Source organism: Moorena sp. SIO3A2 (assembly GCF_010672265.1).
In the GTDB taxonomy this organism is placed as follows: domain Bacteria; phylum Cyanobacteriota; class Cyanobacteriia; order Cyanobacteriales; family Coleofasciculaceae; genus Moorena; species Moorena producens.
In genome coordinates this window covers 300,984-314,233 of sequence record NZ_JAAHHC010000005.1, presented here as the reverse complement: position 1 = coordinate 314,233, position 13,250 = coordinate 300,984, and the positions used below count along the sequence as shown (strand labels likewise).

The window sequence follows — 13,250 nt, the reverse complement described above, 5'->3', positions numbered from 1 at the left end:
TAGGATGATACCTATTATAGTTGATAATTTATTAGTAACGCTAAACTAGAGGGATTGCTCAGTCACACTAGTCTGTCAAATTATGGTCACACTACCAGAAGCAGCCCATCAGCTAGCAGAAAAGCGTTGCCAACAGCAATCTAATCTGGAAAAAGCCGAACAGGTTTATCTCAATACCTTGGCGGTGTATGCAGTCAATGAGTACTTACAGGGTCTAGGATTTGAAACTGACTTAGAGTCTAGTGATAGCCAGAAAGAGATCATGCAGACATTCCTAGATGTGGCTGATTTAGTGGTTAAAAATTACGGCAAGCTCGAATGTAAACCAGTCTCACCAGATGCCGAGTTTGTTTACGTCCCAGAAGAGGTTTGGCAAGATAGAATTGCTTATATAGCGGTGCTACTGAATCACTCCTTGACAGAAGCGAAACTGCTGGGATTTGTGGAAAATGTCGCAACTAATGAGTTACCGTTAAGGAAGTTGCAGCCGATGGCATATTTTCCAGGATACCTTCAGGATTTACCGAGAAAATCAACTGATAGTCGAGAGGTTGTCTGTTGAAGGTTGTCTGTCAGAATGGAGAATGCAGAATGGAGAATGGAGCATGGAGCATGGAGCATGGAGCATGGAGCATGCAGAATGGAGAATGCAGAATGGAGAATGCAGAATGGAGAATGCAGAATGGAGAATGCAGAATTACAAATTCTAAATTCTCAATTCTCAATTCTAAATTCTAAATTCTAACTTCTAAATTCTAAATTCTAAATTCTAAATTATTAATTCTAAATTCTAAATTCTAAATTCTAAATTCTAAATTCTAAATTCTAAATTCTAAATTCTAAATTCTAAATTCTAAATTCTTAATTCGGCACTGCTCACCCTACAATGAATCACTTGGGATCTGGGGATAATAATTAACTCAAACGATTGATGTCTGGTGGGCACTACCCACCCTACGATTCTAGAAAAAAATAAAGTTTTGTAAATTAACCCATAAAAATTTCAGCTCAGCCAGATAAGTAAGCAGGTCAGTCTTTCTAATTGATAGCCATGAAAGAGCAAATTAGGCAGCTGGTATGCCAAGTGCAAAGGTACCCACGAGATACTCAAGAGCGGCAGCAAGCTTTAGGAAAACTGGTTAAGCAAATTTTGCGATCGCGTAAAATTTGCCGCCCATCCAAAGGTCAACCCCTATCTGGTATTTATTTAAATACTCTGGCAGTGTATGCAGTTAACTTTTACTTGCGGTGTTTGATACTCCCATCGCTAAATCGAACGCGCCCCGCGTCGGGCAAAGCCCGAAGATTATAGCGTTCCCGTAGCGGCTCCTAGGTCGCTGGGATTATTAAGAGTATAAAACCCTTAAAGGCTGAACCAAACAGCCTCTACACCCTCCGTTCGCGTAGCGGCGACCTAGGAGCATCAAATCATCGGGCTTACTTTTTCAAGATTTTTGATGATTTAAGTTTCTAGCAGAGGCTTTTCAGCTTGCACCTAAATCGACACTCAAAGGAGCGTAATAATATATCTATGATAACAGAAACTATCAACGACTCGCAACAATTCTAGTCTCCAATTCCCAAGGGGCTGTGTGGGTCAGCTGCGGGAGCACTTTATACGCCCCGTCTCCCGGAGACAAAACCTTGAACAGGGTCGCCTTATGCCAAAAGTTTTAACCCTTTTACCTATAGCCAGTAACCCATTTTGGCGACCCTGTTCTTGCGGTAATTTCGTTCCCGCGCTTGTCTTACTGGCAGTGTCAGACGCTGCGCGAACGACTATAACGGGAGGGGAATTGGAGTTGAAAGATGGGATTTGAGACAAACTTAGAGGAAAGCGACAGTTGGAACCCAGTGATGCAAACCTTGATGGATGTTGCGGATCTGACTGTGAAAAATCATGGTAAGTTGGAGTGTAGACTTATTTTACCTGAGGCTAAGTGTGTCAAAGTTCCAGCAGCAGTCTGGCAGGAACGAATTGGTTATGTGGCGGTGGAGCTTGATCAAGCATTGGAGGAGGCAACTCTGGTAGGATTTGCTGATAAAGTGGTAACAGAACAATTCCCCGTGAACCAATTGCGAACCCTGAAAGAGTTACCGCGACACATTAAAGAGTATCGGCAATGTGGCCAATCCCAGGCAGGGGCAAAGCAGTGGAGCCATAGTCATGCTCTCAAACCCAAGGTCTTCTGTCCCGATGCTTCACCGTCCAACACTATGGAAACAGACTCTAGCCAACAACAGCAACCACAAAGCCAGACAGCAGTAGTGCGATTAAGGCAGTGGTTAGACAATAGTTTTGAGGCAGATTGGAAGACTGTGGAAACTATATTACAGCCAGCACCGGAGCCAATGCTGGATTTCAGAAGTTTCCCCTTTGACCAACCTAGTAAAGGATTGCATACTACCGTGGGAGTAAAACGAGGTAAGCTACTCGGTTCGGAAATCGCCTGGGGTGCCGAGAAGGTAGCTTTATTTGTGGAGCTACATCCAACGGATTCACCCAAAATGAATATATTCATTGAACTGTATCCTGGTGGTGGTGGAGACCGTCTTCCCAAGAATCTACAGATTATGGTGCTGGATCACGAGGGCATTGCGGTGATTCAAACCCAAGCCAGAGAGACGGAAAATATTAAGTTGCAAGTCAGTGGCGAACCGGGAGAACGTTTTAGCATTAAGTTAGTTTTGAATGATGTCAGTATTACGGAAAATTTTTTAATCTAAAGTTAGCGGCGATTGTGCTACCGGTATGCTTCTTAAACCCAGCCTTGTATTAATCCGATTATTAATTAGATATAATATTACTATAGCAGTTGTCAATTCGGTGAGGTAGATTTTGGCTTATAGGAAGTAGGGGTAATAAAGGGGATTTGGTATGATTATAGGAAAGCCCGAGTAAGTAGGGCTGGTTTTTTAGTGAGAAACTGACTCAGGGAAAGCATCGTCTATAAATCCATCCCTATTGCATAAAATTTATTCTCAAGTAAGGGGGAATGGGTAAGATTGTTAGTAAGTATTCAGCGGTCAGCGGTCAGCCGTTGGCCTTTAGCTGATAGCTGATAGCACCTCAAGTAGCACCATCTGTAGCGCATCAGCTGATAGCTGTTCGCGCAGCGTGCGCGTAGCGCATAAGCTGTTCGCGCAGCGTGCGCGTAGCGCATTAGCTGAATTATTACGATTGTTATCCATTCCTAATACCTAATACTTAATAGCTAATAGCTAATAGCTAATAGCTAATACTTAATACTTAATACCTAATACTTAATACCTAATACTTAATACCTAATAACTAATTACCAAAAATGGGAAAGTTAGTTGTCCTGAGTCTAGATGGTGATTCCCAGCAGCAGGGGTTTCAGTTACGCTTAGAAATTGCTGAAGAAGGGTCACGCGCAACACTGGAAATGACCGGTTACTTGCCTGCAGCTTCACAACTCACTACTTACTTACAATACCATTGGCGCGAAAAATATCGGAGCCTAGGTTCACCCGCGAGAATCCAGCCCGGAAAAATTATCTATGGTGGTTCCATTAACCAACAGCTCAAGGAATGTCGGGATTCAGCCCATGAGTTAGGTAATATACTGAAACGATGGCTGGATTCTGAACAGTTTCGTCCCATTGATAAGCGATTACGGGAAGAGTTAAACCCAGAGGAAACCATTCGGGTGCTGATTCGCACGGAAAATACCCAGTTACAAAAGCTGCCTTGGCATCTGTGGGATTTTTTTGACCGTTACCCCAAGGCTGAAGTTGCTCTGAGTGGAACACAGTTTAAGCGACCCCATCAACTCCCTACACCTACCTCGAAATCTAAAGTGAGAATTTTAGCAATTTTAGGTCATAGTGCTGGTATTGATATTAAGGCAGATCGACAACTGCTGGAGAATTTACCTAATGCAGAAACCGTCTTTTTAGTAGAGCCCAAACATCACGAAATCAATGACCAGTTATGGGAGCAAGCTTGGGATATTATCTTTTTCGCAGGACATAGTGAGACAGAGGGGGAAACAGGTCGAATTTATATTAATCCCACCGATAGCTTAACCATTGATGAACTGTGGTATGCCCTCAAAAAAGCCGTGGCCCAGGGCTTAAAACTGGCAATTTTTAATTCTTGTGATGGGTTGGGATTGGCACGGAAACTCCATGATTTACAAATTCCCCAAATGATTATAATGCGGGAGTTGGTGCCAGATCAGGTCGCTCAAAACTTTTTGAAGTATTTTTTGAAGGGATTTGCTAATGGTAAGTCTTTATATCTGGCAGCGCGGGAAGCACGGGAGCGATTGCAGGGGTTGGAGCGTCAGTTTCCCTGCGCCAGTTGGTTACCAGTAATTTACCAGAATCTAGCACAAGAACCACCAGCTTGGGCAGATTTGTGCCAAGAGCAAGAAAAACGGAAACCCAAGTGGCCTAGTTTCCAGAGAGTGCTGCTATCTAGCATAGTGGTCACTAGCTTGGTAATGGTAGTGCGATCGCTTGGCCTATTCCAGCCCTGGGAACTGCAAGGGTTTGACCAGTTGATGCGGCTGCGACCCAATGAAGGACCAGATCCACGACTGTTATTAGTCACAATCACTGAAAAGGATGTGCAGTCCCAACCTAAGGAAGAAAGAAGAGCCGCCTCCTTATCCGATCGTTCCTTGGCCAAACTGCTGGCAAAGCTGGAACAGTATCAACCGAGTGCCATTGGTTTGGATATTTATCGGGAGAATCCTGTGGCAAGGGAATACCAGGATTTAGCGACTCGGATGCAAACTAGTGATCACTTGTTTGCCATCTGCCATTATGGTGACCCCGGAGTTCCCCCACCTCCAGAAGTGCCAGAGGTTCGCCAAGGCTTTAATAATGTTTTACTCGACCCCGATGACATTATCCGTCGCCATCTGTTGGCTGTAGGGTCACCATCTCCTTGTCAGAGCTACTACTCATTTAATTTCCAATTGGCAACAGGTTATCTGGCCGATCAAGCAATCCAGTTGGAGGTGACAGAAAATTACTTAAAGCTTGGCACTACAGTTTTTAAGACCCTAGAAAAGGATTCTGGTGGATATCACAATCTAAAGTCCGGTGGTCACCAAATATTACTGAATTATCGAGCTTCCGATCAAATTGCTGAGACCGTTTCCCTTGGAGAGGTTCTCAGGGATGACTTCAATGCCGACTTAGTCAGGAATCGCATTGTCGTGATCGGTACCATTGCCCCGAGTTTTAACGATGATATGTGGCGCACACCCTACAGTGGTGGTCAGTTTTCTGTTAAGACCATGACTGGCATAGAAATTCAGGCTCACATGATCAGTCATATCCTCAGTGCAGTGCTGGATAATCGACCATTAATTTGGTGGTGGTCTGAGCCTGGTGAAGCCCTGTGGATTTGGTGCTGGGCTGTGGTGGGGGGTATGGTTGCTGGAAACTTTAACGTGCTGCGTCCCGTCCTATTGGGTACTGGAACTGCTTTGGTTGTTTTATATGGAAGTTGCTGGGTTTTACTGATAGTAACCGGTGGTTGGGTGCCATTAATTCCCGCTACTATAGCATTGGTGGCTACTAGTGTGGTTCTTTACTTTGGTTTACAAAGTGACCAAAGTAATTGACTCGTCATTAGTCATTAGGTAAGCATATGCTTACGTCATTAGTGATTAGTCTTTGGTGAGCTACATTAAATCTCTTGATAGTTACAAATGACCAATGACCAATGAGCCAAAATCCCCTTTGATAACCCCCCTTTAGCCGCGACTTATAGTGCTTGGGGCGATACTAACTTGGGGCGATACTAACAAGTTGCGCCTAGGGCGTGTCTTCTTGCCTCGGAGATCCCCCTAAATCCCCCTTAAAAAAGGGGGACTTTGAGTATGGCTCCCCCCTTCCGCGCGGGGGGCTGGGGGGGATCTAAATCTTGCGAAAAACTTTGAAAACACGCCCTAGGCATACTGAATAAATGGGATTTTTAACCCGGATTTGGTATGACTAATTACTAATAACTAATCACAACACTTGACCGGATTTCGATCTGGAAATAGTGGTGATATACAGGGGTGTTAATCTGAATCCAAAAATTGGATATATCAGGTAAACATCTGTCGATGTTGATCTGAAGGTTGAGTGATGATGTTAACTAAATTATTTCGGCTTCAATACCTATTTCCCTTTAATTTAATGGTTGTTGGCTGGATTAGTTGTTTCTTGGTCTCCCGAGTAGAAGCTGATCAATCCATCAATGTTGGCCAAGCACAACAAGGACCAATTGAGTATACCAAGCCCAAACCCCCAGACAAGGGTACTCCTGATGCTGCCCAGGGTACAGGAACCCGTGGTCCTTGCCTATACAAGGCAGAGCTTCCAACACTGACTTCTTTAGTAGGTTTTTATCAGCCAAATTTAGATTATTCATATTTAAAGGTTACTCATGATTATCCAACCTTTTGGATATATCTACCTTATACCTCAGAAGATGGAGATTATAACTCAGAGGATGAAGCGTCCTTAGAATTTTCCTTGCAGGATAAATATGGTAAAAAAGATATTTACCGAACATCTTTCAAGCTACTAGATAAGCCTGGCATTGTGGGTATTCGGCTTCCTGAGAAAGTAAATTCCTTGGAAGTTGGTCAAACCTATCGTTGGAATATAGAGATCAATTGCCCTGCTTGGGAATTATCCAATAAACCAACAACCGTCTATTTCAAAGGACGAGTTAAACGAGTTGCCCACTCTCCAGACCTAGAACAGGATTTAAATGAGGCGAAAACTCTTCAAGAGAGAATCGCAGCTTATGATAAGCATGACATATGGTTTGATCAGTTAACTGAGTTAGCTGAATTAAGGCGGCAACAGCCCCACGATAGGACTCTTAAAGAAGCTTGGACTGAGGTATTGACCCCTCGTTTGGGGAAAACCATATCTGAACAACCCCTTTTGGGTAACCTTGAGGAAATTACACCGGTGCTGGTTAAAAAATAGGGAAAAAGAGGAGAGTGTCGGAATTTTATAATTAAGAATTAAGAATTGAGAATTAAGAATTAAGAATTGAGAATTGAGAATTGAGAATTGAGAATTGAGAATTGAGAATTGAGAATTAAGAATTAAGAATTGAGAATTGAGAATTGAGAATTAAGAATTAAGAATTGAGAATTCTGTCTTCTACATTCTGCCTTCTGCCTTCTGTCTTCTGTCTTCTGTCTTCTGTCTTCTGTCTTCTGCCTTCTGCCTTCTCCCTTCTGTCTTCTGCCTTCTCCCTTCTCCCTTCTCCCTTCTACATTCTCCCTTCTGCCTTCTACATTCTACATTCTACATTCTACATTCTACAGCCAATTCCCAACTAAAATAAATGGTGCCCAATGATAAGGAAGAGTGTAGTCTTTGTTAGGATCTTCTTCTTCCATCTTTAGAAACTCTATTTGAGCATTTCGCAGGGCTTCCGCTTTAGTCAACTGTGGATTATTTAACTGTTGGTAGAACTGATTCATAAATTCCGCTGTAGAGGCATCATTAACTTGCCACAAGGTGGCTAGGGTACTGCGTGCTCCTGCTCTAATCGCTATCCCAGCTAGTCCTAAAGCCGCTCGTTTGTCCCCAGTAGCAGTCTGACAAGCACTCAGTAACAATAGTTCAATGGGGGTGGTGCCACTGGGGTCACTCATCCGTAGTAAGTTATCTAAATCCTTGACTTTGATGCGTTCATCCCAGTCTAAAATAAATGTTTGCTCTGGGTTGGAACTGAACTGGCCGTGAGTGGCAATATGAACAACATTGAAAGACGCTGCGGTTAGTTGATTTTGCAGGTTTTCTTTGATAAATTCCTGATTTTGCAGTTTCTGACTACGGTTGACCTGTTCCCCAATTTTTGTTAACTCGAATGCGACGTTATCGATTGGTCCTAAACCTTCTTTTTTAAAGCTGGGAGCGTTAGTAGCTCCAGCAATTAGGGCTGTGAGCTGTTGCCTTGGCAATGGTTTGGGGTCCACTAGCTGTAAGCCAGGGGTCACAGCTACAGCATACCGTTCTATTAAATACTTGTCCTTTTCTCGATCATAAAGGGCTGCTACAGGAATATTTCGTAATGACCCATCTAGGATAAATACTAGGGTTTTTATTGGGCTTTGGTCTCTGTCACGGTTAGTCTCTAGTTCTTCTTCAAAGGGTCTGATTAGCAAGTCATAAATTTGGGGTAATTCTTTTTTGATAGTGTGATTAGCACCGGTAGGTTTGGTTATGATTTCTTGGAACTTTTTGACCGCTTCGTCTACTTGATCGTCTGATATGTTTTGATGGAAAGAGTACACCAAGTCATTTTGCTTAGGCAATTTGAGGATTACCGCTAAGCCGTCTTTTAAGATAATCGGGTAAATCACCGCTGCTCTAGGGTCTACATTATCAATGTTGACTTTTTCTGGCTTGGCGCAGGCGTCTCGAAAAAAGTTGTCGATTTCAGCAAGCTGGAGTGCTTCAATAACCTTACGGGCCTTTTTGAGATTATCGTTACTCGGTTCAGGAGAACGCAAGAGTAAATCAACTAACTCTCGATAGACAGGCTCTACTTGTTCTCGGAAGGAAAACTGGATGTCCGGATTGAGAGCAACTAAATCACTGCGTAAATTCGTTAAGGTATTAGAGGCTTGGGTATAATAAGCGATCGCATGATCGATCAGTTTCGTTACTGCTTCGGTATCACCATTGCTGGTGGTAGTGGCTTGTTCTGCTTTAGCCTTAAGTAGACGTCCCATTTGCCACTGCCACTGATAAGCAATATCCGGTGCATTAATCCCTTGGGCAATCAGAAGCGCTGACTTGGTAAAGGTTATGGCATTTGACCAATCCTTGGTTTGTTCAAACCAGTTACCAAGGGTGCCCAGGGCATAGGATTCTGCTCGTTTGTCTTCTAGGGTTTTAGCTTGCTCAATGGCAGTGTTGAGTTGTTGAGCAATGTCTGGGAAATTGGGAATTTGCGTGGTAATTGGTTTGGTAAATTGCGTACGCAATTTTCGATTTCTGATCAAGATCAGACTTTGAGCGAAATTTACGTGGGCGTAAACTGATGCTCTACTGGATGGTAATTTAGTGAGCAATGTCTGGATTTGTGGCAACAACGCTTGAACAGATTTCTCCTGGTCTGTCTCGATGAGTAAACTTAGCTGATTCAATTGTGCTTGAATTTTGGTAATGGGTGAGGTGGTGGTTGCTGCTGCTTGTTGATAGTGAGTTATCGCCTCTTGGATATGCTGCTTGGATGCCTTGTGGTTATTCGTGTCTTTTGCTCTTGTGGCTAAGGCTCGCTCAGTATTACCTAAACTCAGTAACGCTTGACTCTGGGATTCTGGAGATTGTATTCGTTGTGCGACTTTCCAACTTTCGGTTAAGGTCTGTTTAGATTGCTCTAAATCCCCTGCTTGGCGAAACACATTACCAAGATTGTGTAAGCCAATAGCTTTTAGAGGAGAATCCGGTTGTGCCAGCAGGGTTTGTCTTACCTGAGTCAATAGCTTCTTGGCTCGACGGTAAAGTCCCAAAGATTGCATCCCTTGGGCTTGATTAATCTGGCTACCAAGCACACCAACCCGATCATTGGCTTGAGCATACAGTGCTTCAGCATTTTGCCAGGTGTTCAGGGCAGCTTCAGCATTTCCCTGTACCAATTGCAAACGCCCTTGAGTGTTCAACACTTTAGCCAATACTCCCTCACCTCCCCTGGATACGGTTTCTAGCAACGACAAACTGGAGTCAATGGCTGCTTGGGCTTGATCCCATTCCCCAAGTTGCTGAGTCACTAAGGACAGCAAACGCAGGGCTTGGGCTTGGTTGAGGATATCTCCTGTGGCTTGATAAGCTTGTGCCGCCTGCTGCAATACTCGTGCAGCATCAGCATACTGTCCAGCATCGTAGTATTGTTTTCCTGTTTCCAGCAGCAAGTAGTGCTTCGTGCTTCCTGCTTCCTGTTGCGTCCTGCTTACTGTTGCGTTCTGCTCACTGTTACTGAGTGCTGATGGCTGATTGCTGATGGCTGAGTGCTGATGGCTGATTGCTAATGACTGAGTGCTAATGACTGATGGCTGATGGCCAGCCGAGAAGGGTAGTGCGTGTACACCATGGCTTAAGATTAGCCCCAACAAGGTCATTAAAATAAACTGAATCAGGCGCTTCATTTATCTGAGTTATCTTTCGCGTTGGGAACAGCGAACAGGGAACAGGGAACAGGGAACAGGGAAAAGCGATCGCATAGCTTCCCCCTTGTTAAGGGGGACGGGAGGGGGATCTATCTTGTTAAGGGGGACGGGAGGAGGATCTATCCTCTGGCTTCCCCCTTGTTAAGGGGGACGGGAGGAGGATCTATCTTGTTAAGGGGGACGGGAGGAGGATCTATCTTGTTAAGGGGGACGGGAGGAGGATCTATCCTCTGGCTTCCCCCTTGTTAAGGGGGACGGGAGGGGGATCTATCCTCTGGTTTCCCCGGAAAACTCACCGCAGCTGCTTAAAGGTTTGGTGAAGCATTGGACAGTCTACTTTATGTAACCAGGTACCCTTCGGAGTCACTATGACTGGATGAGCGGTGAGAATTACCTCCCCGTTGGCACCGATAACCCAGCCTTGGGCTTCCACAATTTGTTTAGGTTTAGGATTACTGGTCTGTGGTTGATTAATCTGTAGTTGATGCTGCCTTGACCTTAACCGACGCCTTTTGATCCTAGTTTGAGGTTGCTCAGTGATACGCCAATCGTCCCATGTAGCATTGGGGTTCAGGGTTTCGTTGGGAGAAACCGGTAAGCCACCACGACCTGTGGCAGTAAATTCACTCCCCTCACCCGCAGCACAGAGGTTTTTTTCAATCAGTTGAGAGGCATCAATTATATCGGTTGGCAATTCCGACAACCCTCGGCTGGGGTCAATTCCAGGTGCATTGATGTTGACGGTACCATCTAGACCAAACTCAGAGCTAGCGGTAATGTCACTGAGGGGGGTGAGCTTTTCTCGGAACTCTAGCCCAATGATACCTTGGGTGGTGATTGTGATATTGCCGCCATTGCCTTCAAAAGCATTAGCGGTAATGTCGCTATTTTCTTGACGAATGCCTAGGATAAAGGGAGCATTAATCTCAATATTGCCGCCGTTTCCACCAGCTTGAGCAGTGCCTGCGGTAGTAGAGATTTTACTGTTGCGTCGCAAGAACAACAACTCGTCAATGGTTAAGGTAATATTACCTCCTTGGGTGCTAGCCGTTTCTGCGGATAGCTCTGCTTTATTATTAAGGGTGAGTGTGCCTGCCTCAAGTGTAATACTGCCCCCTTTTCCCTGGCCTTGGCTATCTACAGCTATCTTGGCTTTATCCCGAATGGTCAAAGTTCTGGGGTCAACGAAAATATTGCCACCATCACCGCTAGAACCACGAGTAGTGTTGGCAAACAACCCACTTCCAGCTCCAGCTAGAGTTATATCATCACGTACTTCCAGAGTAATATTACCAGCCTGCTTATTACCTTCGGTGGTGGTTCTGACGTTCCCACCGTCGGTAGCCTCAAACCGATTGGCCTCAATTATGTTAATGTTGCCACCCTTACCCCGGTCAGTATTGGTAACGCTGGAAGTAGTGGCTGACACCTGTGAGTCTCCCTGGATGGTCACTTGATCAGCCTGAAGGGTGATGTTACCGGCATCTCCATCACCAGCAGTACTGGCAGTTATTTCAGAGTCATTGGTTAATTTTAGCGTACGCGTTTTAATATCTACATCCCCACCATTGCCAACTGCACCAGTGTTTACTGCTGTCGAAATCGAACTATTCCGATTAAGGGAAACCTCCTCAGCGTCTGGGATTGTGATACTACCGGCATTTCCGTTACCGGCAGTACTTGCTTCAATTTTCGAGGTGTGATCTAGGGATAGAGACTTGGTTTCAATATCGACATTGCCACCATTGCCAACTGCTCCAGTATTTACTGCTGTGGAAATGGAACTGTTGAGATCAAGGTCAACCTGTTGAGCATCTTGTATGGTGATACTACCAGCATCCCCTTGACTATCTGTACTAGCTAGGATTTTCGATTCATTGTCCAGGGATAGATGCTTGCTTTCAATATCGACATTGCCACCATTGCCAACACCGGCAGTATTCGCTTCAATGGTCGAGATGTGATCTAGGGATAGAGACTTGGTTTCAATATCGACATTACCACCATTACCCTCTGCACCAGTATTTACTGCTGTCGATATCGAACTATTGAGATCAAGGTCAACCTGCTGAGCCTCTTGTATAGTGATACTACCGGCATCCCCTATCCCAGTGGTGCTAGCTGTTATCTCAGCGCCATTGGTTAATGTTAGCGATCGCGTTTTTAGATCAATATTACCGGCTTTTTCAGCATCTGCTCCAGAGTTTACTGCTGTGGATATGGAACTATTCCGATCAAGGGAAACCTCCTCTGCATCTGGGATGGTGATACTACCAGCATTGCCAACACCGGCAGTACTCGCTTCAATGGTCGAGGTTTGATCTAGGGATAGAGACTTGGTTTCAATATCGACATTACCACCATTGCCTACTGCTTTAGTATTTACTGCTGTGGATATGGAACTATTCCGATTAAGGTCAACCTGTTGAGCTTCTTGTATGGTGATACTACCAGCATCCCCTTGACTATCTGTACTAGCTAGGATTTTCGATTCATTGTCCAGGGATAGATGCTTGCTTTCAATATCGACATTGCCACCATTGCCAACACCGGCAGTATTCGCTTCAATGGTCGAGATGTGATCTAGGGATAGAGACTTGGTTTCAATATCGACATTACCACCATTACCCTCTGCACCAGTATTTACTGCTGTCGATATCGAACTATTGAGATCAAGGTCAACCTGCTGAGCCTCTTGTATAGTGATACTACCGGCATCCCCTATCCCAGTGGTGCTAGCTGTTATCTCAGCGCCATTGGTTAATGTTAGCGATCGCGTTTTTAGATCAATATTACCGGCTTTTTCAGCATCTGCTCCAGAGTTTACTGCTGTGGATATGGAACTATTCCGATCAAGGGAAACCTCCTCTGCATCTGGGATGGTGATACTACCAGCATTGCCAACACCGGCAGTACTCGCTTCAATGGTCGAGGTTTGATCTAGGGATAGAGACTTGGTTTCAATATCGACATTACCACCATTGCCTACTGCTTTAGTATTTACTGCTGTGGATATGGAACTATTCCGATTAAGGTCAACCTGTTGAGCTTCTTGTATGGTGATACTACCAGCATCCCCTT

General features: G+C 44.6%; 7 protein-coding genes. 4 read left to right on the top strand and 3 right to left on the bottom strand.

From position 1 onward, the window contains the following. Positions 1-82 precede the first annotated feature (82 nt). Complete coding sequence (locus F6K64_RS07560; protein WP_287265196.1) at positions 83-562, top strand: DUF1822 family protein; 480 nt, start codon at positions 83-85, stop codon at positions 560-562. Between the two features lie 1,247 nt (positions 563-1,809). After that, positions 1,810-2,727, top strand: coding sequence for a DUF1822 family protein (locus F6K64_RS07555; RefSeq protein ID WP_008180144.1), 918 nt, complete (start codon positions 1,810-1,812; stop codon positions 2,725-2,727). Between the two features lie 321 nt (positions 2,728-3,048). Here the strand turns inward: F6K64_RS07555 and F6K64_RS07550 are convergent, their stop codons facing one another. Beyond that, positions 3,049-3,192 carry a hypothetical protein gene (locus tag F6K64_RS07550; protein ID WP_287263710.1) on the bottom strand — a complete coding sequence of 48 codons (144 nt, stop codon included), beginning with the start codon at positions 3,190-3,192 and terminating at the stop codon, positions 3,049-3,051. A gap of 113 nt (positions 3,193-3,305) precedes the next feature. Here F6K64_RS07550 and F6K64_RS07545 point away from each other — a divergent pair, with 113 nt between their 5' ends. Both F6K64_RS07545 and F6K64_RS07540 read left to right on the top strand, forming a co-directional pair. Beyond that, positions 3,306-5,603, top strand: a complete 2,298-nt coding sequence (locus F6K64_RS07545) for a CHASE2 domain-containing protein (protein WP_287265195.1) — start codon at positions 3,306-3,308, stop codon at positions 5,601-5,603. A gap of 511 nt (positions 5,604-6,114) precedes the next feature. Further along, positions 6,115-6,969 carry a DUF928 domain-containing protein gene (locus F6K64_RS07540; protein ID WP_044492329.1) on the top strand — a complete coding sequence of 285 codons (855 nt, stop codon included), beginning with the start codon at positions 6,115-6,117 and terminating at the stop codon, positions 6,967-6,969. A gap of 341 nt (positions 6,970-7,310) precedes the next feature. Here F6K64_RS07540 and F6K64_RS07535 read toward each other — a convergent pair whose 3' ends face one another. After that, positions 7,311-10,148, bottom strand: a complete 2,838-nt coding sequence (locus tag F6K64_RS07535; RefSeq protein WP_287265194.1) for a CHAT domain-containing protein — start codon at positions 10,146-10,148, stop codon at positions 7,311-7,313. Between the two features lie 313 nt (positions 10,149-10,461). Further along, on the bottom strand, positions 10,462-13,250 hold a 2,789-nt coding region (locus F6K64_RS07530), incomplete at its 5' end, for a beta strand repeat-containing protein (RefSeq protein WP_287265193.1).